Genomic DNA, 20,961 nt, shown 5'->3' on the forward strand with positions numbered 1-20,961 from the left:
TCGGGCGTCACGGCGCGACGACGGCGCCGACCGCTCGCGCCACCGCGTCGGCGAAGGCCGCGCCGTCCAGCGAGCCGGGGGAGACCTGGGCGTCCTCGAAGAGCGCCTGCGAGGCCCCGAGCGCGAAGAGGATCCGCCAGGCCGCCTCGGCGTCCGAGCGGGACGCGCCGAAGCGGCCGCGCAGCCACCCGGTGACCGTCGAGGCGAGCAGGTGGGAGCTGCGCTCGTTGCGTGCGTCGATGGCGGGGTCGCCCTGACCCTCGACGAGGAAGGCACGCATCGGCCCGCGGTGCCGGGCGAAGATGTCCAGCGCCGCGTGCGCCAGCAGCCGCAGTGCGCGTACGTCGTCCGCCTCGCCGTCCGCCCGGGCGAAGGCGGCGGCCGTCTCCTCCTCGATCGCCGAGAGCGCGCGCTCCTGAGCCGCCCGCAGCAGCCCGGCCCGGTCGCCGAAGCGGTGGTAGAGCGAGCCGTTCGACGCGCCCGCCTGCCGCGCGACCGCGGCGACCGTCACCGCCTGCAGCCCGCCGGTCTCGAGCAGCTCGAGGGTCGCGTCGACCATCCGATCGGCCGATGACGTGCTGCGGGTCTGCAGGGGAGTGCGCACGTCGACACCCTAGCCAAACTGGAGCGAGTGCTCTAGTTTCTTGGTCCATGAGGCGCGACCACTGGAGACGGCGCAACGACGCCCTCGACCCCGCCACCGACTTCGTCGAGATCTATGCCAACGTCGTGGGTCACGAGTTCCCCTGGGACATGAACCAGTCCCTCGGCTTCGCGCTGTTCCGCACCTACGCCGTGCCCGGCATCGGCCGGCTGCTCGACGAGACCGGCGAGTTCACCGAGCGCCCGCAGAAGCGCTACGACGACACCGCCCTGCTGCTGGAGCCCCCGACCCGCCTAGGGTTCGAGGACCCGGAGGCCAAGTCGGCGATCCGCCGGATCAACGCGATGCACCGCGCCTACGACATCCCTAACCACGAGTTCCGCTACGTGCTCAGCACCTTCGTGGTCGTGCCCAAGCGCTGGCTCGACGACTACGGCAAGCGGCCGATGACCGCCCACGAGGTCGAGGCGTCGGTGCACTACTACCGCACCCTCGGCCGCCACATGAACATCAAGGACATCCCGGAGACCTACGCCGGCTTCGAGGAGCTGATGGACTCCTACGAGGCCGAGCACTTCGCCTACGACGAGGGCGGGCGCCGGGTCGCGGACTCGACGCTCGCCCTGATGGTCGACTTCCAGCCGCGGGTCGCCCGGCCCGTGATGGGCCTCTTCAGCCGGGCGCTCATGGACCCGCCCCTGCGCCGGGCGTTCCGGTACGACGACCCGCCGGCCGCCGTCGTCGCCCTGTCGCGCGGAGCGCTCAAGGCGCGCGGCCTGCTGCTGCGGGCGTTCCCGGCCCGCAAGCAGCCGAAGCTCATCGAGGACCTGCCCCAGATCCGCAGCTATCCCGACGGGTTCGACATCGAGCGGCTCGGCACCTTCCCGGTGCCCGGCGTGGCCGGCTGCCCGATCCGCCACGAGACCAGCTGAGGCGGCGGCGTACCTAGCTCCGTGCCGCCTGCGCCACCGCGACGCACCACCGGCCGGTCCGGTCGACGTCGGGCTCGGTGGTCGAGCTGAGTGAGCAGGTCAGCCAGGCGTCACCGAACAGGCCCTGGAAGGTGACCACGTCGCCGCAGCGCGTCGCGACCGACGGAGCGCCGTACGCCGGGGCGTCGGGAAGTGCCCGGCAGCCGTCCGCCCCGCGCGCCCGGCGGCCGAGGTCGGCGGCACCGGCGGCGGTGACCGGCGGGGCGAAGACCCAGGCCCGCGCGACGGTGCCGTCGGCGGCCGTCCAGGAGCAGCCGTACTCGTGGGCGACGTCTCGGACGCCGTCGGCCAGCTCGACCCGGTCGCCGTTGGCCCAGGTCGTGCCGTCGGTGGACTCGCTGCCCAGGGCGTCGGTGACCGCCTCCGGGGCGATCCGCGGGCAGAACTCACCCCGCACGACGCTGACGTCGTCGGTCGCGAAGTCCTGCAGGGGCGTGCTGGAGGCCGACGGCCGGTCCGCGGAGGGTCCGTCGTCGCCGTCCGACGTGCAGCCGGCCGCGGCGGTCGCCAGCACCAGGGCGGCGAGGGCGACGAGGGCGCGGCGTACGGCGGACACGCCCGCCAAGATAACCGCCCGCCACGCCCGGCACGACGCCGCATCCGGAACGCTCAGGAACAGCAGTTACGCTCGATTCCCGTGATCCGTTTCGAGAAGGTCTCCAAGGCCTACCCAGGCCAGGCGAGCGCCGCGCTCGACACCGTTTCCGTGGATGTCGAGAAGGGCGAGTTCGTCTTCCTCGTCGGCACGTCGGGGTCGGGGAAGTCGACGTTCCTGCGCCTGGTCCTGCGCGAGTACCGCCCCACGTCGGGCCGGGTCTACGTCGCGGGCAAGGAGATCAACCGCCTCGCGACCTGGAAGGTGCCGCGGCTGCGCCGCCAGATCGGCACGGTCTTCCAGGACTTCCGGCTGCTCCCCAACAAGACCGTCGACGAGAACGTCGCGTTCGCGCTCCAGGTGATCGGCCGGTCGCGCTCCGAGATCAACCAGCTGGTCCCCGAGACGCTCGAGCTGGTCGGACTCGAGGGCAAGGGCGACCGGATGCCCGACGAGCTGTCCGGTGGCGAGCAGCAGCGGGTCGCGATCGCCCGGGCGTTCGTCAACCGGCCCACGATCCTGATCGCCGACGAGCCGACCGGCAACCTGGACCCGACCACCTCGGTCGGGATCATGAAGCTGCTCGACCGGATCAACCGCACCGGCACGACCGTGCTGATGGCCACCCACGACGCCGGCATCGTCGACCAGATGCGCAAGCGCGTCATCGAGCTCGAGCACGGCCGCGTCATCCGTGACCAGGCGCAGGGCGCCTACGGCTTCCAGCACTGAGGCTGCCGACTCCGGCGTCCGACCCCGAGCCCCCGAAGGAACCTCACTCCACATGCAGCTGCGTTACGTCTTCTCCGAGCTCGGCCAGGGCCTGCGTCGGAACCTCTCGATGCACATCGCGGTGATCCTCACCCTGTTCGTGTCGCTGACGCTCGTCGGCTTCGGCGTACTCCTGCGTGAGCAGTCGATCAAGGCGACCGACCAGTGGGGCTCCGAGCTCCAGATCACCGTCTTCCTCTGCAAGGCGCGCGACGACAACCCCGCGTGCACGGGTGAGGTCACCGACACCCAGAAGCAGGCGATCGCCCAGGTCGTCGACGACAGCCCCGAGGTGGACAAGTACCGCTTCGAGTCCAAGGACGAGGCGTTCCAGAAGGTCAAGGAGCTCCTCGGGCCGGAGAAGTTCGAGGGCAGCAACCCGGCCGCGACCGCGGAGGACATGCCGCAGTCGATCTGGATCACCCTCAACGACCCGGACCAGTACCAGGGCATCACCAGCGCCATCGTCGGCCTCGACGGGGTCTCGCAGGTCCGTGACCAGCGCGACGTGGTCGGGCCGCTGCTGCGGAGCATGAAGTTCATGCAGCGCGGCTCGCTGGTGATCGCGCTCGTCCTCGTCGCCGCGGCCCTGCTGCTGGTCGGCAACACCATCCGTCTGGCGGCCTTCGCGCGCCGCCGGGAGATCAGCATCATGCGCCTCGTCGGTGCCTCCCGGCTCTACATCACCCTGCCCTTCCTGATGGAGGCGCTGGTCACCGCGGCGATCTCGCTGGTGCTCTCGTTGGCGGCGCTCGGCGGGTTCATGTACTTCGGCGTCGACCAGTGGCTCAGCGAGGAGCTGGGGTTCATCCCGTGGATCGACTGGGCCGACACGACGACCTGCGTGCTGGTCGTCGCGATCCTCGCGCCCGTGCTCACCCTGCTTCCGACACTCGTGGTGACACGCAAATACCTCAAAGTCTGATTCCGGCGCGTTACGGTCGTCGCGTTCACTTCCCCGAACACGTGAAGGCAGACCGGTGCGTCTCTTCCCCCGTACCGCACGCCGACGCCTGCTCGCGGCCACGGCCGTGTGCTCCCTGGCGCTCGGTGCGCTCGTCGTACCTCTGGCCACCGCTGACAACGGCAAGGGCCTCAAGAACCGTCAGCACGACGCGCAGCACCAGGTCAAGCACGCCCAGCAGGACCTCGACGAGTCCAGCTCGCAGGTCCGTACGGCGCTGGCCGCCCTCGACCGGGCACGCGCGTCGCTCGACGCCGCCCGCGGCGACCTGCGGGTCGCCAACGCCAAGCTGGCGGCGGCCCGCGTCCGCGACGACCAGATGCAGCAGCGGCTGGCCGAGGCCGAGACCCGGCTGTCGACCGCGCAGCAGGACCTGGTGGACGGGCAGGACGCGCTCGAGAAGCAGCGCCTCTCGCTGACCGACACGATCACCGACATCTACGAGGGCGACGACCCGGCCCTGCTCACCTTCGCGAGCCTGCTCAAGTCGCAGTCGACCGCGGACCTGACCCGTCAGCAGGCGTTCAACGACGTGGTGGTCAACCGTCAGGCGCACGCGTACGACGACCTGCACGCCGCGGAGGTGCTGCTCCAGGTCCGGGAGAACCAGGTGCAGGCCGCCCGCGACGACGTGGAGGTCCAGCGCGCCGAGGCGGCCGACCACCTCGTCACCATGCAGGGGCTCCAGGACGACACGCAGGCGGCGGTCGCGAAGGTCCACGGCCTCGTCGTCGACCGGGTCTCGGCAGGCAGGGCCGCGAAGCGGGCCCGGCACCACGACCTGCGCGCCCTGCGCATCGCCAAGAAGCGCGAGGCTCACGTCCGGCAGCTGATCCTCGCTGCCGCCCGGCGCTCGCGCGGCGGCTACAACGGTCCGACCAACGGGCTCTTCATCCGCCCGGTGCCGGGCTCGATCACCTCGCCGTACGGCTATCGCATCCACCCGATCTACCACTACTACGGCCTCCACGACGGCACCGACTTCGGCGTCTCCTGCGGTGAGGGCATGCGTGCCATCGCCGGCGGCACTGTGATCGCGAAGTACTGGTCCGACGTCTACGGCAACCGGCTCTACGTGTCGCTGGGCAACATCAACGGCAAGAACGTCACCGCCGTCTACAACCACGCCACCGGCTACCGCGTCGGCGTCGGCGACCACGTCAAGCAGGGCGAGGTCGTCGGGTACGTCGGCTCCACGGGCTGGTCCACCGGCTGCCACCTGCACTTCACGATCCTGGTCAACGGGACCGCGGTCGACCCGATGTCCTACCTGCCCTGACGGTTGAATCGAGAGTTGTGACGCCCGAGTCGGGACTTCTGACCGTCCAGTCGAGACTTCTGGACACGCTCCGTTGGCAGAACTCCCGATTCAACCGTCAGAACTCCTGATTGAACCGTCAGAAGTCTCGATTCAACCTGGTTGTCGGGCCCTGAGAGAATGGTGGGATGGCCAAGGAGCAGGGGCGCAAGGTGATCGCGCAGAACAAGAAGGCGCGACACGACTACCTCATCGAGGACACCTACGAGGCGGGCCTCGTCCTCATGGGCACCGAGGTGAAGTCGCTGCGCCAGGGCCGGGCCTCGCTGGTCGACGGGTTCGTCGACATCGACGGCCACGAGGCGTGGTTGCACGGGGTCCACATCCCCGAGTACGCCCAGGGCACCTGGACCAACCACTCCGCCCGCCGCAAGCGCAAGCTCCTCCTCAACCGCGACGAGATCGACAAGATCGAGCGTCGCGTCAACGAGAAGGGCCTCACCGTCGTCCCGCTCTCGCTCTACTTCAAGGACGGTCGGGCCAAGGTCGAGATCGCGCTCGCCAAGGGCAAGAAGTCCTGGGACAAGCGGCACGCCCTCGCCGAGCGGCAGGCCAACCGGGAGACCGAGCAGGCCGTCGGCCGCCGCCTGAAGGGCATGGATGACTGACCGTTCGGTGGTCGAGCCGGTCGAGACCGATGCCCTCGCGGTCCGGATGTTCTGGCAGCCGCTCGGGCTCCCCGGGCTCTTCGACGTGCACACCCACTTCCTGCCGGAGAACATCGAGCGGCGGGTGTGGGCGCAGTTCGACGAGGCCGGCCCGAAGATCGGCCGACCCTGGCCGATCCGCTACCGGCAGTCCGTCGCCGAGCGTGTCGACCAGCTGCGTCGCTTCGGCGTACGCCGCTTCTCGTCGCTGCCGTACGCGCACAAGCCCGGCATCGCGACCTACCTCAACGACTGGGCCCGTGGTTTCGCCGCCGACGTCCCGGAGTCGATCTGGTCGGCCACCTTCTACCCCGAGCCCGAGGCGCTGGCGTACGTCGAGGCGCTGGTCGCGCACGGCGTCGAGGTGTTCAAGGTGCATGTCCAGGTGGGGGAGTTCCGCCTCGACGACCCGGTCCTCGACCCGGTGTGGGGCACCCTCGCCGACGCCGGCACCCCGGTGGTGATCCACGCCAGTGCGGCTCCGGTCGGCAACGCCTTCACCGGGCCGGATCCGCTGCGCCGGGTCCTGGAGCGACACCCGCGGCTGACCGCCATCGTCGCCCACCTCGGCGCCCCGGACTACCTGGAGTTCTGCGACCTCGCCGCCGACTTCGAGCGGGTGCACCTCGACACCACGATGGTCTTCACCGACTTCTGGGAGACCAGCTATCCGGCCGAGCTGACCGCGCGCCTGCGCGACCTCCAGGACCGGGTGCTGCTCGGGTCGGACTTCCCGACGATCCCGTACCCCTACGCCCACCAGCTCGAGGGCCTGGCCCGGCTCGACCTGGGTAACGACTGGCTCCGCGACGTCTGCTGGCACAACGGACACCGCCTGTTCGGGATGCCACGCCACGGGGTAGACCTGGCACGTGACGAAGAAGAGTGACCTCAACAACGACCCGACCCTCCTGGCCGGTCTCCGGGGGCCCGACCCGGCACCCGGCGCGGACGTGCTGCTCCGGTCCGGCGAACCGCTCGCCTGCCTGGTCTGCCGCGAGCAGCGCTTCACCCGTCGCGAGATCAAGCTCAACACCACGGGAATGACGCTCATGGACCTCGACTGGGCCAACAGGTCCGGTGACGGTGCGGTCTGCAAGGCCTGCGGCTACGTCCATGTGTTCCTCGACGGCGACCTCACCTGGCGGTGAGTGCGTCGATCTTCGTCGTCCAGCGGCACCGCGCCACGACCCTGCACTTCGACCTCCGGCTCGAGGTCGACGGAGTTCTCGCGTCCTGGGCGGTGCCGAAGGAGCCGTCGACCGACCCGCAGGTCAAGCGGCTCGCCGTCCAGGTCGACGACCACGAGCTCGCGCACGCGACGTACGAGGACGAGAACAAGTCCATCTGGGACCACGGCACCTACGACAGCCTCACCGAGCCCGACGCCGCGACCGCGATCGCGGCCGGCCACCTCAAGTTCGAGCTGCACGGCGCGCGCCTGACGGGCGTCTTCGCGCTGACCCGGACGCGCATGAACGGCGACCCGAAGAACTGGATCCTGGTGAAGGTCAGCGGCCACGGTGGTTGAGGAAGGCGCGCAGCGCCTGTGTCGAAACCACTTAGGAACAACGCGGTTCGACCCGTAGACTGGTGCCACAACTCAAGAGGGGCTGATCGGTTTCGACTTGGGACGTTAGTTCCAGGGGAAGCGGGTCGAGAAGCCAGCGTCATCTCGTAAACGATCGCTGGAAACCTATAACTGCCAACACCAATCGCAGTTCCTTCGCTCTCGCTGCCTGAGCAGTGATCGAAGCGTCAGTCCGGGCACCCGTCTCCGTCCCGGATCCTGGCGTCATCTAGGAGACTTGCTGCTCACTCCGTGTCGCGGAGGGTGAGCGGGACTATTCCGTGACTGAGCCTGTCGGGGACGTGTCCGTGCGAGCCCCGAGGCCGAGAAAAGCGACAACACGGACTGCACCCGGAGAAGACCTGGATCGACGCTCGAGGACCGGGGTTCGATTCCCCGCAGCTCCACCGACCGACCGGGGTGTTCGCGAACGTGCGACACCCCACCTCGCCAATATCGTCAGCGCGAGATCTCCCTGATCAACCTCTTGATGCGTCGAACCGCACCGACTGAGTCGGTGCGGTTCGACGCGTACGCCGACGACCGTCGGTCAGGTTGCTGTCAGGTTCAGGAGCGCAGACTGCGGGGGTGACGTCCCAGCGCAGGTCTGCCGTCGCCACCGTGGCCCTCCTGCTGGCCGTCCTCCTGGTCGAGGGCTGCGGGTCGGGGGCGCCGGAGCTCACACCGAGCGCTCCGTCCGGCTCCACCTCCGGTCGGGCGCGCCCCGCCCCGAAGGTGACGAAGCTCCTCGTGCTCGTCGTGGAGAACCACTCGCTCGACGAGATGAGCCGCGACATGCCCTACACGTTCGGGTTGGCGGAGAAGTACGGCTATGCCACCGCATTCACGGCGCTCACCCACCCGTCGCTGCCCAACTACCTGGCGATCGCGGGTGGCGACATGTTCGGGGTCACCGACGACGACCCGCCCGCGAGCCACACCGCCTCCGGCCCGTCCGTCTTCGGCCAGGCACTCTCCCTGGGCAGGACCGCGACACTGTACGCCGAGGGGATGCCGGGCACCTGCGCCACCGAGGACGGCGGCGACCGGTACGCCGTACGCCACAACCCGTGGGCGTACTTCGCCGACGAGCGCACGCTGTGCGAGCAGCACGACCTCCCGATCGACGCCTTCGCCGCCGACGTCGCGGCCGGGCACCTCCCGAACGCCGGCATGGTGATCCCCGACGCCTGCAACGATGCGCACGATTCCGACTGCACGCTCGGCGACGCCGACGGCTGGATCCGCGAGCACATCGGCCAAGTGCTCGCCGGCCCGGACTTCGCCTCGGGTCACCTGGCCGTGGTCGTCACCGCGGACGAGGACGACGGCTCCCAGGGCAACACGGTTCTCACCACCGTCTTCCACCCCAGCCAGCGCGGCCACGTCGTGGGGACGCCGCTGTCGCCGTACAGCCTGACCCGGCTGTACGAGCAGGTCCTCGGCGCGCCGTTCCTCGGCGCCGCGGCGACGGCACCGGACATGGCGGCCGCGTTCGGGCTCCGGGTCGCGCACCGGCCGGGGTGACGTCAGGTGCCCGAGCCCACTTCCCCTGTCCCACCAGGGATGGACGAGGTCAGGTTGTCGGCAGGTGGACGCTTGTAGCGTCAGCATGCGCGCCGCCGCCGGGGGTACCGACGGGTCGTCTGCCCTCAGCCGGCAGTAGCGCAGGTGTCCGTTGACTCAGCACGCCGCGGCCAACGCAGAAGCCCCGAGCACATGAACGGAGTCGACATGATCGCATCGAGGGCACTGACCAAGAGGTACGACGCGAAGCTGGCCGTCGACGCGTTGTCGTTCGACGTCAGACCCGGGATCGTCACCGGGTTCCTGGGGCCGAACGGCGCCGGCAAGTCCACGACCATGCGGATGATGCTCGGCCTCGATCTGCCGACCTCGGGATCGGTGCTGATCAACGGCAAGCGGTACGCCGACCACGCGGCGCCGCTGCACGAGGTCGGCGCGCTCCTCGAGGCCCGGGCGATCCATCCTGGTCGCAGCGCCCGCAACCACCTGCTGTCGTTGGCGCTGACGTGCGGGATCGGGAAGGCCCGCGTCGACCAGGTCCTCGACATGGTCGGTCTGACCGAGGTCGCCCAGAAGCGGGTGGGTGGATTCTCGCTCGGCATGGGCCAGCGGCTCGGAGTGGCCGCGGCACTGCTCGGTGACCCGCAGACGCTGATCCTCGACGAGCCGGTCAACGGGCTCGACCTGGACGGGATCCGGTGGATCCGCGCACTGCTCACCCGGCTGGCTGACGAGGGGCGCACCGTCTTCCTCTCCTCACACCTGATGAGCGAGATGGCGGTCACCGCCGACCACGTCGTCGTGATCGGCAAGGGGCGCCTGCTGCGGGACCAGCCGATGGCCGACTTCATCCGAGAGGCGGCCGCGGACTCGATCCGCGTCGTCACTCCCGAACGTGAGCGCCTCGCCGAGCTCCTGAGGACCTCCGGAGCCACGATCACCGACGGTTCCGACGACGCTCTGGTCGTCGCGGGTACCACGAGCCGCGACGTCGGAGACCTGGCAGCCGGAGCCGGGATCACCCTCTGGGAGCTCGCCCCGCAGACGGGTTCGCTCGAGGATGCCTACCTGGCGCTCACCCGTGAGTCACTCGACTACCAGGACACCGCCTCATGACGATCGAGACCGCGCCTGCAGACGCGCCCACCCCAGCCGCCGCCCGGGCCGCCGGCCGAGTCGACGGTCCAGCGACCCAGCGAGGTGTCATCGCGTCGGAGTGGCTGAAGTTCCGCAGCCTCCGCTCGACCCTGCTCGTCCTCGCCGCTGCCGTCGCCGGAATGGTCGTGTTCGGGGCCGTGATCGCCTACAACACCCGCAACCCGGCGGGACTGGATCCCGAGGACGTCGTGGCGTCCGGTCCGCTCCAGGGCTACTACCTCGGCCAGCTCCTCATGGCCGCCCTCGGCGTTCTCGTCGTCAGCGGCGAGTACAGCTCCGGCATGATCCGCGCGACGCTGGCAGCCGTGCCGAAACGGTTGCCGGTGCTCGTTGCGAAGGCTGTGGTCTTCACCGCAGTCGTCGGCATCTCGATGGTCGCGGCGTCGGTTGTGGCATTCCTCGTCGCCCAGGCCGTCCTGTCCGGCCATCGGCCGACGTACAGCCTGAGCGACGGCAGCACCCTCCGGGTCGTCCTCGGCACCGGCGTCTACCTCACGCTCGTCGGGCTCATCGGAAGCGCCCTCGCGTGGATCGTCCGCAGCACTCCTGGCGCCCTGGTCGCCACCCTCGCGGTCATCCTTGTCGTGCCGATCCTGCTGGAGCTCGTGTTCCCGAGCTGGGGCACCTACATCGCGGCGTACCTCCCGACCGGCGCCGGCCAGAGCTTCTCCACCAGCCTCCCCATCCAGCACGCCCTCTCGCCCTGGGTCGGACTGGCCGTCATGGCCGCCTGGGTGTGCGCCGGCATGACCGCGGCCGCGGTCGTCCTGAAGCGCCGCGACGTCTGACAGCTCGCTCGTGGGATCGAGAGGGCTGCCTGGTCTCGTCCCCAAAACAAATGTTTGACTACTGAAATAGTAGGGTACGGGCGTGCCTCGCCCTTCCCGCCCGATCCGTACGCCGCTGGACGTCGCCGAGTCGCTCGGCGGCAGCCGTTCGGACGCCATCGGTTCACCTGAGTCTTCAACCATCCGGGGCGTGCTCCGACCCACCCGCCTGGCGGCGACCACGGCCGCCGTCCTGATCCCGCTCGCCGTCGCCACCGGGTCCGGAGCGCCGCCCGCGCCGGTCTCGGCCGACCTGGGCCCGGAGACGGTGTCCGCGCCGGCCACCACGGTCGCGCCCGGGGCGAGCGCGCCCACGACGTGGGCCGCGCCGTCGACCAGCGTCCTGGTCGCGCAGGCCCGCCCGGCGCTGGCCGCCGACGGGGCGATCGACGCGCTCGACATCCCGTACCCCGCGCTGGCGGCCTACCAGCGGGCGGCCACGATCGTCGCCGACGTCGAGGCCGACTGCGGCCTGAGCTGGGAGCTGCTGGCCGCCATCGGGCGGGTCGAGTCGGACCACGGTCGGGTCGGCGGGGCGACCTTGAACGCCGACGGCACCAGCAGCCCGGCGGTCCGAGGTCCCGTCCTGGACGGGCACGGAGCGTTCGCCGCGGTCGGCGACACCGACGCCGGCCTCTACGACGGCGACGCGCACTGGGACCGGGCGATCGGGCCGATGCAGTTCCTGCCGTCGACCTGGACCGCGGTGGGCGTCGACGCCGACGGCGACGGGGTGCGCTCGGTCGACGACATCGACGACGCCGCGCTCGGAGCGGCCGTCTACCTCTGCGCCGGCACCGAGCGCCTCGACACCCGGCCCGGCGCCTGGGCGGCTCTCTTCCGCTACAACCACGACTCGGCGTACGTCACGAAGGTCCTCGACGTGGCCCGCGCCTACACAGAAGGCCGAGCCGCCCTGCCGACGGGGACTTCGGTCGAGACGATCATCGCGCGCGGTCACCGGCCCACCACGAACGCCGAGCCGGTCGCTGCGCCGTCCCAGCACGGCGACCCGGCGACGAGCGTCTTCGTCGAGGCCCACCACCCGTCCGGTGGCCATGCGCCGGCGAAGCCGACGCGCCCCGTCCAGGTGCCTGCAGGGCCGGAACCCGCCGACCCGACCCCGGCGGATCCCGAGCCGACCGACCCGGCCCCGACCGACCCGGCCCCGACGGAGCCGACGCCGACGGAGCCGACGCCCGACCCGGAGCCGACCACGCTGACCGGTGTGGTCGGCGTGTGCGCCGACGACCCGGCGCTCTGGTGCCTGGGCGACACGGTGCTCGACCTCGGCGACGACGCCCGGCTCGCGACGACCGCGACCGCCGACCTCGACGCCGACGGTGCCGTCGAGAGCAACCGTGACGAGATCTCCGGGCTCGTCGGTACGACGGTCACGCTCGGCGTCGCGGCGGACACCGCGCCCGCCCGGGTCGTCTCCGTCAACGGTGTCGCCTACGGCGTCCAGTAGGCCGGTCCGGTCCTCGGACGCTCGGCCCCGTGATCGACGTTCCGTAGGTACGGCGACCGCCCGGCTGGTTGAATTCGCCTCGTGCCAGAGCCCCGCGCGCCGTACTCCGCGCGGGCGGTGGTGCGTGTCGTCGCAGCGGCCGTGGTGCTGCTCTCGCTGGCCGTCGGCGTGCTGCTGGCGGTGACCGTCGTGCAGTTCGTCTCGGCCCGCGACGAGGTGGCCGACGAGCTGAACCCGGCGCGCGTCGAGCTCGGGACGCTGCTCGCCCTGTACGTCGACCAGGAGACCGCCGAGCGTGGCTACATCCTGACCGGGCGGCCCGAGTTCCTCGACCCGTACGACGAGGCCGGCCCGCACATCACGGACACCGTCGCGCAGCTCAGGGGCCAGGTCTCGCCGCAGGTGTGGGACCGGGTCGTCGCGATGGACGACGCACACCAGGCCTGGCTCGAGCAGGCCGTCGAACCCGAGCTGGCAGCAGCTCGCGGCGGCGACCGGGAGCGCGCCGAGCAGCTGGTCGCGACCGGCAAGGGGAAGCAGCTCTTCGACGACGTGCGCACGAAGCACCGGGCTGCCGACGACGCCGTCGCCGCCGCCCAGCTCGACGCGACCCAGCGCGCCGACGCCCTGCTGCGCCGCCTGTCCTACCTGCTCACGTTCACGATCATCGCCTTCGTCGCGACGGTGCTGCTCGGGGTCGCGGCCTTCAGCAGGACGGTGCTCCGGCCGCTCGCCGGGCTCGGGCGCAGCAGCCGCGCGGTCGCCGGGGGAGACCTCCAGCACGCCGTGCGGACCGCCGGCCCGCGGGAGGTCGCCGAGGTGGCGGAGGACGTCGACACGATGCGTCGTCACCTGCTCGACGAGCTCGACGCCACCCGTCGGGCCTCCGAGGCGCTGGTGCTCGGGCAGCCGGCTGTGCAGGCGCTGCAGTCGGCGCTGTCCGAGCTCGCCCCCGTCGGCGCGGGTGTCGAGGTCGCGGCCCAGATCGAGTCGGCCGAGGGCGTCCTCGCGGGCGACTTCCTCGACATCGTCGACCTGGGCGACGGCCGGATCGCGGTCGTCCTGGGCGACGTGTCCGGTCACGGCCACGAGTCCGCGGTCGTCGGCCTGCGGCTCAAGAGCGCGCTCGCGGTGATGCTGCGCCAGGCTTCGGTGCCCGACGTCCTCGCCGCGGTGCGCGACGGACTCGTCGAGTCCGAGCTGTTCGCCACCGTGTTCGTCGCCGTCATCGACACCGCCGCCGACCGGCTCGCCTACGTCAACGCCGGTCACCCGCCCCCGCTCCTGGTCTCGGGTGGCCGGCAGGTCGAGCTCGACCCGACCGGACCGCTGGTCAGCGGGGTGCTGACCGACTCGACCTGGGAGGTCGAGACCCGGGAGTTCGGGCCCGGAGACACCCTCGTCGCCTTCTCGGACGGCCTGATCGAGGCGCGGGACGCGAGCGGCGCGGAGTTCAGCCAGGGCGGCGTCGAGTCCGCCCTCGCGGCGACGGCCGGCCGTCGGCCCGCCGACGTGGTGACCCGGCTGCGCTCGGCGGTCCGCGACCACGCCGTGTCGCAGCGCGACGACGTCACCGTCCTCGTCGTACGTCGCACCTAGCCGACAACCAATCCGTCGCGAGCGGCGTCTCCGTGGCATGACCCTTCGACACCTGAGCCCCCTGTCCCGACTCCTGGTGAGCGCTGGCGCGGTGCTGACTCTCGGCGCCACCAGCGCCGTCGGCCTGCCGCTCGCCTCGGCCTCCGCCCCCACCTCGGCCTCGTCCGCCCGCGTGATCGTCTACTCCAACGCCCACTCGCCGGGCGTCGAGGTCACCCGCGCCTCGCAGGCCCGTCGCCTGCACGGGGCACCCGCATCGTTCAAGCGCTTCATCGGCCGCACCGCCCAGCGCATCTCCGACGCGTCCACCTGCGAGGGCGGGTACGTCGGCGTCACGGTCTTCCGCCTCCGCACCGACGGCTTCGCCGCCGGGGGCGTCAACGACTGCGGCGGCTACGCGGCGCTGTGGGCCGTGGTCGACGGCCGCTGGAAGCAGATCGAGGGCACCCAGGAGATCTGGGCCTGCGCGCCCCTGCGCCGGCACCGGGTGCCGAGCTCCATCGCCGGCCACACCTGCTACGACTACCGCCACCAGGTCCAGCGCCGCTACCACCAGGCCTGAGGCGCGACACGTTCGTCACACCACCTGCAGGGTTCGGGCGCCCGCGCGGGGGAACATGGGTGCCATGTCTCTCGGGTCGCGGGTCTGTGTCGTCGTGTGCGCTCTCGCGCTCACCCTCGGGCTGGGTGCGCCCGTCCGCGCCGCCACGAGCACGGTCCTGACGCTCACTGCGCCGGCGGCGTACGCCGACGACGTCACGACGCTGACCGTGGCCGCGACCGACGAGCCCGGAGCCCCGCTGGTGGGCGCCCAGCTGCTGCTGGAGCGTCAGACCGGCGGGGCCTGGCAGGCGGTCGGCACGGTCACCACCGGTGCCGACGGCACGGCCAGCGCGGACCTCGCCGTCTCCCGGGTCGCGGCCGACAACGTGGTGCGCGCGACGTACGCCGGCGACGCCGACCACCCGTCGGCCGTCCAGGAGGGCACGCTGCCCACCGCTCCCCGCGCGGGCCGGGTCTCGCTGTCCGGCCCGAAGGCGGTGGTCGACGAGCGCTCGGTGACGCTGCGGGTGCTGTGGCGGACGAGCAACGGCCAGCCCGTCGCCGGCGACGTGCGGATCTTCCGCCGGGTCCCCGGCGGTCGCTGGACGGGGTACGACGTGGTCACGACCGGCGCCGACGGCCGGGGCGCCGTGCGGGTGACCCCCCGGACCGACACCCGGTGGCAGGCTCGGGCGCCGCGCCTGTCGTGGGTGGCCGCCGACCGGAGCGGGGTGGTCCGCATCGACAACCGGCCGCCGGGGGAGCCCGTCGCGCTGCCGAAGGGGGCGCCGCAACCCCGCATCAAGCTGCCCGCCCAGCGCCGCGCCGTCGGCGACGGCGCCCACCTGAGCGTCGCGCCGATCAGCGATGCCGTCTGGGCCCAGATGGTCGGCGCCACCTGGCACAGCGGCTGTCCGGTCGGCCGCTCCGGCCTGCGGATCGTGCGTGTCAACTACTGGGACTACCACGGCTACCGCCGCCGCGGCGAGCTCGTCGCCAGCGTCGACGCCGCCCGCCCGATGGGGGAGGCGCTCGCCGAGATGTACCGCCGCGAGCTGCCGATCCGGGCGATGTACCGCGTCGACCGGTTCGGCTGGAGCGGTCGCTCCCGCGGGGGCGACGACTACGCCTCGATGGCGGCCGGCAACACCTCGGCGTTCAACTGTCGCGACGTCACGGGCCGCCCCGGCCACCGCTCACCCCACTCGTGGGGCCGCTCGCTCGACGTCAACACCTGGGAGAACCCCTACCGCTCGGCGCAGGGCATCGTCCCCAACACCTGGTGGCAGCCGCGCTCGCACAAGCGGGTCGCGTGGCGGTCGAGCTCGCACGCCGTCGTCCGGCTGATGGCGCGGCACGGCCTGCGCTGGACCTACGGCAACGGCGACACCCAGCACTTCGACTACGTCGGCAGCGGCGGCAAGCGCTTGGCAGCCGGCGGACCCGAGGCCTGCAGCCAGTTCTGCGATTGAGGCCTCACCGCCCGAGCAGCTCGGTCGTGATCTGGTCGGCGTCGAGCACGGTCAACGCGTGCTCGAGCGTCTCCGAGGAGTAGGTGCCGTCGGAGCGCGCCCGCAGGAGCGAGTCGCGCATCGCGTCGATCATCACCAGCCGGAGCTCGCGGTACTGCTGGCTGACGACGCGCCCTTCCTGCGCCTCCTCGTCGTCGGCGCGCATCGCGGCAGCACCCCGGGTGCGCTCGACGACGGCGGCGTCGTACGGCGTGCCATCGGGTCGGCGCAGGTCCGGGTCCTCGAGCGCCGCCTGCGCGGCGACCACCATCTCGGTCATCAGGTCGTGCCGCTCGGCGGCGTTCGCCGTCGGGTCGGGGTCCTGGGCGAGCCCGAGCCGCGACACCAGCCAGGGGAGCGTGCCGCCCTGGACGACCAGGCTGCCGGCGGCCACCACGAAGGCGATCAGCACCAGCAGCGACCGCTGCGGGGTGTCGTCCTCGAGCGTCTGGGCGGCGGCCAGGGTGACGACGCCGCGCATGCCCGCCCAGACGAGCACGGTGCCCTCGCGCCAGCCCAGGGGAGCACCGGCGAGGTAGTCGACGTCGGCCAGGGTCCGCCGGATCCGGGTCCCCATCATCTCGGTACGCCGCACGATGTGCTCCTCGAGCCGCTGCGCCTCCTGCTCGTTGCGCGGTTGTCGCCCCGGCCGCGAGCGGACCGGCAGGGAACCGTCGTCGAGCTGGGTCTGCATCGTGGTGAGGTGCTCGCGGCTGGCCTGGCCGCGCTCGGCCCGGCGCCGGAGACCGAGCATCAGGGGCACGACGTACAACGCCCGGATGACGATCACCAGCCCGGTCGCGGCCGCGCCGATCCACACCGCGGCCCACAGGTCGCCGTGGGTGTCGTTGACGTCGGAGACGATGCTCTCCAGCTCGAGCCCCATCAGCAGGAAGACGCCGCCCTCCAGCAGCAGCTCGATCGTGCGCCAGTTCTGCTCCTCCGAGAGCCGGTGGCGCGGGCCGAGGTACCGCGGCGCGGCCTGCCCCGTGTAGAGGCCGGCCGTGACCGCCGCGACCAGGCCCGAGGCACCGAGGTGCTCGGTCGGGAGGTAGGCGACGAACGGCACCGCGAACGAGATCGCGGTGTTGACCGCGGTGTCGCCGACCTTGGACCGCACGACCAGGTTGAGGCGGCCGACGACCAGGCCGATCGCGACGGCGACGACCACGGCGAGCACGAAGTCCCACGCCACGCCCCAGACCGAGAAGGCGGTCGCCGCGACGGCGGACCGCAGCAGCACCAGAGCGGTCGCGTCGTTGAGCAGGCTCTCGCCCTGGAGCACCGCGACGACACGTGGCGAGACGCCGAGCCGCTTGACGATCGTGGTCGCCACCGCGTCGGTCGGACTGATGATCGCGCCGAGTGCGATGCCGGTGCGCAGCTCGATGCCGGGGACCGCCGCGGCCAGGAAGAAGCCGACCACCACCGCGCTGATCACCACCAGGATCACCGACAGGCTGCCGATCGTCGTGAAGTCGCGGCGGAAGTCCATTGCGGGCATCGACACGGACGCCGAGTAGAGAAGCGGTGGCAGCACGCCGATCAGCACCCACTCCGGGTCGATGTCGACCTCGGGCACGCCCGGTAGCAGGCTCGCGACGACGCCGACGACCACCAGCAGCAACGGAGCCGCGACCCCGAGGCGGGACGCGAACGCGGTGACGCCGGCGATGCACAGCGCCGCCGCGACTCCGATCAGTGCGATCTCCATGCCCTTACCCTTTCGTGCATGGCGGCCGGGGTCGAGTGCGTGTTCTGCGGGATCGTCGCGGGCGACGTCCCGGCCGACGTGGTGCTCGACGAGCCGGACCTGGTCGCGTTCCTCGACCGGCGCCCGGTGTTCAAGGGGCACGTGCTGCTGGTCCCGCGGCAGCACGTCGTGACGCTGCCCGACCTGCCGGCCGCGCTCCGGGACCCGTTCCTGGGGGCCTCGCAGCGTCTCGCGACCGCGGTCGTCGACGGGCTCGGAGCCCAGGGCAGCTTCGTCGCGATGAACAACGTGGTCAGCCAGTCCGTCGCGCACCTGCACCTGCACGTCGTGCCGCGCACCAAGGGCGACGGGCTGCGGGGATTCTTCTGGCCGCGCACGTCGTACGCCGAGGGGGAGAGCGCCGCCTACGCCGCCCGCCTCCGAGCGGCGCTCTGACCTGTCCTACTGTGGCGTAGGACTTTCGATCACCGACAGGCAGGAGCAGCAGCGATGGGTCGTTTCGACGGGCGAGTTGCGGTCGTCACCGGGGCAGCACGCGGTATCGGTTTCGGCACCGCGACGAGGTTCGCGGAGGAGGGCGCCTCCGTCGCTGTCCTCGACCTCGACGAGGCGAGCGCGGCCGAGGCCGCCGCCAAGCTGCCGCTGGTCGACGGGGCCAAGGCCGTCGGCATCGGCTGCGACGTCAGCAACACGGAGTCGGCCGACGCCGCCGTGGAGCGCGTGGTCGCCGAGCTCGGCGGCATCCACATCCTCGTCAACAACGCCGGCGTGACCCGCGACAACCTGCTCTTCAAGATGACCGACGACGACTGGGACATGGTCATGAACGTGCACCTGCGCGGTGCGTTCCTGATGACCCGTGCGGCCCAGAAGCACTTCGTCGCCCAGAAGTACGGGAAGATCGTCAACCTGTCGAGCGTCTCCGCCCTCGGCAACCGCGGGCAGGCCAACTACTCCGCCGCGAAGATGGGCGTCCAGGGCTTCACCCGGACGCTCGGCATCGAGCTCGGTCGCTACGGCGTCAACGCCAACGCGATCGCCCCCGGCTTCATCGCCACCGAGATGACCGACGCCACGGCCGCCCGCCTGGGCGTCGGCGTCGAGGAGTTCCGCGCCGCCGCGGCCGAGGCCAACCCGGTCAAGCGGGTCGGCTACCCCGAGGACATCGCCGCAGCGGCGGCGTTCCTGTGCAGCGACGAGGCGTCGTACATCACCGGCCAGACGCTGTACGTCGACGGTGGCTCCAAGCTCGGGTAGCCGAGCCGTCGCCGCGATATGTGGGCGCGCCTCCCCACGGGGTACGGTCGCGCCTGCACACTTGAAGTCGATCAGATCACAAGAGTTTCACGAACGGAGCGTCCTGTGCGCCGTGCCCAGCTGACCACTGCCCTCCTCGCCGCGACGAGCCTCCTGCTCGTCGGCTGTGGCGGGGGGAGCGACTCCTCCGACGACCAGAAGCCGGCCTCCCAGAAGGTCGCGGGCAGCGAGGAGATCGCGTCCACCTGGCCGCTGACCGGCCTGCCGGTCTCGGGCGACGAGGACGCCGAGCAGACCCACCCGGTGCTGGTCACCAAGATGGACAACACCTACTCCAGCTCGCCGCAGATCGGGCTGAGCAAGGCCGACATGGTCGTGGAGGAGCTGGTCGAGGGCGGGCTGACGCGGCTGGCGGCGTTCTACTACTCGCAGCTGCCGACCAAGGTCGGCCCGGTGCGCTCCATGCGTGCCAGCGACATCGGCATCGTCTCGCCGATCCACGCCTCCGTCGTGACCAGTGGTGCCGCCGGCCGCACGATCGCCCGGATCAAGGGCGCCGGCATCCAGTTCTTCCAGGAGGGCGCCGCCGGCATCTCCCGCGACAGCAGCCGCAGCGCGCCGTACAACGTGTTCGCCGACCTGACCAAGATCGCCGACTCGGCGAAGCAGGACGCGGCGCGACCGCAGGACTACCTGCCGTGGGGCGACGAGAAGGACTTCCCGGGCGGCCAGAAGGCCACCAAGATCGCGGCCAGCTTCGGCGGTGGGCACACCACGAACTGGACCTACGACGGCAAGGGCTACGTCAACGAGAACACGTACGCCGCGGACGGGGACCACTTCCCGGCCGACACCGTCCTGGTGCTGCGCGTGACCGTCGGTGACGCCGGCTACCTCGACCCCGCGGGCAACCCGGTTCCGGAGACCAAGCTGACCGGCAAGGGGCAGGCGATGATCTTCCACGGCGGCAAGCTGGTCCGTGGCACCTGGACCAAGGCCGACCTCGACGCCCCGATCAAGCTGTCGACCAAGGCCGGCGCGCTGACGGTGCCGGCGGGTCACACCTGGATCGAGCTGGTCCCGGCCGCCAACGGCAACGTCACCTTCACCAAGAGGTAGCGCGCCGCAGGCGGCGGCTCACGACTCGTCGGCGAGCTCGCCGGCGGGCAGCTCCACGCCGCTCTCGGCGAGCGCCCGGAAGCCGGCGAGGATGAAGCTGATCGCGGTCTCGACGTTGGCCGCGGCCTGGATCGGGTCCGGCGCGCTGGAGACGGACTCGCCGGCCGACGACATCGCGCCGAAGAAGATCCGGGCGAAGGTCTGCTGCAGGTCCTCGTCGAGCTCCCACTCGCCCGCGTTGAGCACCGAGCGGACGATCTCGAGGACGTTCGCGAAGGTGGAGCGCTCCTCCTGCTCGCGGTAGCGCTCGTAGCCGAGCACGGACGGGCCCTCCTGGATGACGATCCGCCGGTAGCGCGGCTCCTGGACGACCGTGAGGAACGCCCGGAGGCCCGCGGTGGCCTTCTCCCACGGGTCACGGTGGCCCTTGAGGGCCTTCTGGATCGCCCGCGCGGCGTCGTCCTCCACCCGCTCGAAGACCGCCTCGAAGAGCGCCTGCTTGCCGCTGAAGTGGTGGTAGAGCGCGCCCTTGGTGACCTCGGCTCCGGCCACGATGGTGTCCAGGGAGGTCGCGGCGTACCCGTTCTCGGTGAAGAGCTCCTCGGCCACGTCGATCAGTCCGCGCTTGGTGGAGGCGGAGTACTGCTGACGGCGGCTCGCGCCGGGGACCCCCGGCACGCGGGGGACGAGCTTGGAGACCGAGGACTTGCTCATGGTCACCGGAGCCTAATACCTACCGTCGGTATGCGTGACTCGGATCACCGGCGCGGAAGG

The 20,961-nt window shown here is 71.3% G+C and carries 22 protein-coding genes and 1 other RNA gene; 19 read left to right on the forward strand and 4 right to left on the reverse strand.

The annotated features are described in order from the left end of the window. Positions 1 to 7: 7 nt before the first annotated feature. Positions 8 to 604, reverse strand: a complete 597-nt coding sequence (locus ASC77_RS27235; RefSeq protein WP_200944979.1) for a TetR/AcrR family transcriptional regulator — start codon at positions 602 to 604, stop codon at positions 8 to 10. A gap of 47 nt (positions 605 to 651) precedes the next feature. Here ASC77_RS27235 and ASC77_RS13515 point away from each other — a divergent pair, with 47 nt between their 5' ends. Further along, a complete protein-coding gene (locus tag ASC77_RS13515) occupies positions 652 to 1,536 on the forward strand; it encodes an oxygenase MpaB family protein (protein ID WP_056153490.1) in 885 nt (294 codons plus the stop codon). Between the two features lie 13 nt (positions 1,537 to 1,549). Here the strand turns inward: ASC77_RS13515 and ASC77_RS13520 are convergent, their stop codons facing one another. Next, the gene (locus ASC77_RS13520) at positions 1,550 to 2,152 is read right to left on the reverse strand and encodes a hypothetical protein (RefSeq protein ID WP_056153492.1); all 603 of its coding nucleotides are present in this window, start codon (positions 2,150 to 2,152) and stop codon (positions 1,550 to 1,552) included. 81 nt (positions 2,153 to 2,233) lie between these two features. Here ASC77_RS13520 and ftsE point away from each other — a divergent pair, with 81 nt between their 5' ends. The 15 genes from ftsE to ASC77_RS13590 all read left to right on the forward strand — a co-directional run bounded on the left by ftsE (position 2,234) and on the right by ASC77_RS13590 (position 16,058). Then, on the forward strand, positions 2,234 to 2,923 hold the full coding sequence (gene ftsE / locus ASC77_RS13525) for a cell division ATP-binding protein FtsE (RefSeq protein WP_056153494.1): 690 nt from the start codon (positions 2,234 to 2,236) through the stop codon (positions 2,921 to 2,923). A gap of 52 nt (positions 2,924 to 2,975) precedes the next feature. Continuing rightward, on the forward strand, positions 2,976 to 3,887 hold the full coding sequence (ftsX, locus tag ASC77_RS13530; protein ID WP_056153496.1) for a permease-like cell division protein FtsX: 912 nt from the start codon (positions 2,976 to 2,978) through the stop codon (positions 3,885 to 3,887). A 55-nt stretch (positions 3,888 to 3,942) separates the two neighbouring features. After that, positions 3,943 to 5,205, forward strand: coding sequence for a M23 family metallopeptidase (locus ASC77_RS13535; protein ID WP_056153498.1), 1,263 nt, complete (start codon positions 3,943 to 3,945; stop codon positions 5,203 to 5,205). Between the two features lie 167 nt (positions 5,206 to 5,372). Continuing rightward, on the forward strand, positions 5,373 to 5,852 hold the full coding sequence (gene smpB, locus ASC77_RS13540; RefSeq protein WP_056153501.1) for an SsrA-binding protein SmpB: 480 nt from the start codon (positions 5,373 to 5,375) through the stop codon (positions 5,850 to 5,852). Beyond that, positions 5,845 to 6,780: an amidohydrolase family protein gene (locus tag ASC77_RS13545; protein ID WP_082574681.1), complete on the forward strand. Its 936-nt coding sequence runs from the start codon at positions 5,845 to 5,847 to the stop codon at positions 6,778 to 6,780. Before smpB ends, ASC77_RS13545 begins: the two co-directional genes overlap by 8 nt. Continuing rightward, on the forward strand, positions 6,764 to 7,042 hold the full coding sequence (locus ASC77_RS13550) for a hypothetical protein (RefSeq protein ID WP_082574682.1): 279 nt from the start codon (positions 6,764 to 6,766) through the stop codon (positions 7,040 to 7,042). Before ASC77_RS13545 ends, ASC77_RS13550 begins: the two co-directional genes overlap by 17 nt. Further along, positions 7,039 to 7,422, forward strand: coding sequence for a DNA polymerase ligase N-terminal domain-containing protein (locus tag ASC77_RS13555; protein ID WP_056153504.1), 384 nt, complete (start codon positions 7,039 to 7,041; stop codon positions 7,420 to 7,422). Before ASC77_RS13550 ends, ASC77_RS13555 begins: the two co-directional genes overlap by 4 nt. 78 nt (positions 7,423 to 7,500) lie before the next feature. Further along, positions 7,501 to 7,871: a transfer-messenger RNA gene (ssrA, locus tag ASC77_RS26170) on the forward strand. Positions 7,872 to 8,049: 178 nt separating this feature from the next. After that, positions 8,050 to 8,988 (forward strand): alkaline phosphatase family protein, encoded by a 939-nt coding sequence (locus tag ASC77_RS13560; RefSeq protein ID WP_056153507.1) that lies wholly within the window; start codon positions 8,050 to 8,052, stop codon positions 8,986 to 8,988. 207 nt (positions 8,989 to 9,195) lie between these two features. Further along, entirely contained in the window at positions 9,196 to 10,104 is a 909-nt protein-coding gene (locus ASC77_RS13565) for an ATP-binding cassette domain-containing protein (RefSeq protein WP_056154154.1), read from the forward strand. Continuing rightward, complete coding sequence (locus tag ASC77_RS13570; protein ID WP_056153510.1) at positions 10,101 to 10,934, forward strand: ABC transporter permease; 834 nt, start codon at positions 10,101 to 10,103, stop codon at positions 10,932 to 10,934. The genes ASC77_RS13565 and ASC77_RS13570 overlap by 4 nt, the downstream gene beginning before the upstream one ends. A gap of 82 nt (positions 10,935 to 11,016) precedes the next feature. Next, complete coding sequence (locus ASC77_RS13575) at positions 11,017 to 12,444, forward strand: lytic transglycosylase domain-containing protein (protein ID WP_082574684.1); 1,428 nt, start codon at positions 11,017 to 11,019, stop codon at positions 12,442 to 12,444. 81 nt (positions 12,445 to 12,525) lie between these two features. After that, the gene (locus ASC77_RS13580) at positions 12,526 to 14,043 is read left to right on the forward strand and encodes a PP2C family protein-serine/threonine phosphatase (RefSeq protein WP_082574685.1); all 1,518 of its coding nucleotides are present in this window, start codon (positions 12,526 to 12,528) and stop codon (positions 14,041 to 14,043) included. 37 nt (positions 14,044 to 14,080) lie between these two features. Further along, positions 14,081 to 14,605: a hypothetical protein gene (locus ASC77_RS13585; protein ID WP_156391068.1), complete on the forward strand. Its 525-nt coding sequence runs from the start codon at positions 14,081 to 14,083 to the stop codon at positions 14,603 to 14,605. Positions 14,606 to 14,669: 64 nt separating this feature from the next. Further along, positions 14,670 to 16,058: a M15 family metallopeptidase gene (locus ASC77_RS13590; RefSeq protein WP_156391069.1), complete on the forward strand. Its 1,389-nt coding sequence runs from the start codon at positions 14,670 to 14,672 to the stop codon at positions 16,056 to 16,058. 4 nt (positions 16,059 to 16,062) lie between these two features. Here the strand turns inward: ASC77_RS13590 and ASC77_RS13595 are convergent, their stop codons facing one another. Further along, positions 16,063 to 17,811, reverse strand: coding sequence for a cation:proton antiporter (locus tag ASC77_RS13595; protein WP_056153523.1), 1,749 nt, complete (start codon positions 17,809 to 17,811; stop codon positions 16,063 to 16,065). An 18-nt stretch (positions 17,812 to 17,829) separates the two neighbouring features. On the opposite strand from ASC77_RS13595, the gene ASC77_RS13600 reads away from it, so the two are divergent. The 3 genes from ASC77_RS13600 (at position 17,830) to ASC77_RS13610 (ending at position 20,187) form a co-directional block, all read left to right on the forward strand. Beyond that, positions 17,830 to 18,246, forward strand: coding sequence for an HIT family protein (locus tag ASC77_RS13600; RefSeq protein ID WP_056153524.1), 417 nt, complete (start codon positions 17,830 to 17,832; stop codon positions 18,244 to 18,246). A gap of 54 nt (positions 18,247 to 18,300) precedes the next feature. Next, positions 18,301 to 19,068, forward strand: a complete 768-nt coding sequence (locus tag ASC77_RS13605) for an SDR family NAD(P)-dependent oxidoreductase (RefSeq protein ID WP_056153526.1) — start codon at positions 18,301 to 18,303, stop codon at positions 19,066 to 19,068. A gap of 105 nt (positions 19,069 to 19,173) precedes the next feature. Further along, on the forward strand, positions 19,174 to 20,187 hold the full coding sequence (locus ASC77_RS13610) for a DUF3048 domain-containing protein (RefSeq protein ID WP_056153527.1): 1,014 nt from the start codon (positions 19,174 to 19,176) through the stop codon (positions 20,185 to 20,187). A gap of 18 nt (positions 20,188 to 20,205) precedes the next feature. Here the strand turns inward: ASC77_RS13610 and ASC77_RS13615 are convergent, their stop codons facing one another. Then, positions 20,206 to 20,901 (reverse strand): TetR/AcrR family transcriptional regulator, encoded by a 696-nt coding sequence (locus tag ASC77_RS13615; protein WP_056153530.1) that lies wholly within the window; start codon positions 20,899 to 20,901, stop codon positions 20,206 to 20,208. Positions 20,902 to 20,961: the final 60 nt, after the last annotated feature.

The sequence above is a fragment of the Nocardioides sp. Root1257 genome, assembly GCF_001425175.1.
Classification (GTDB): Bacteria; Actinomycetota; Actinomycetes; order Propionibacteriales; family Nocardioidaceae; genus Nocardioides.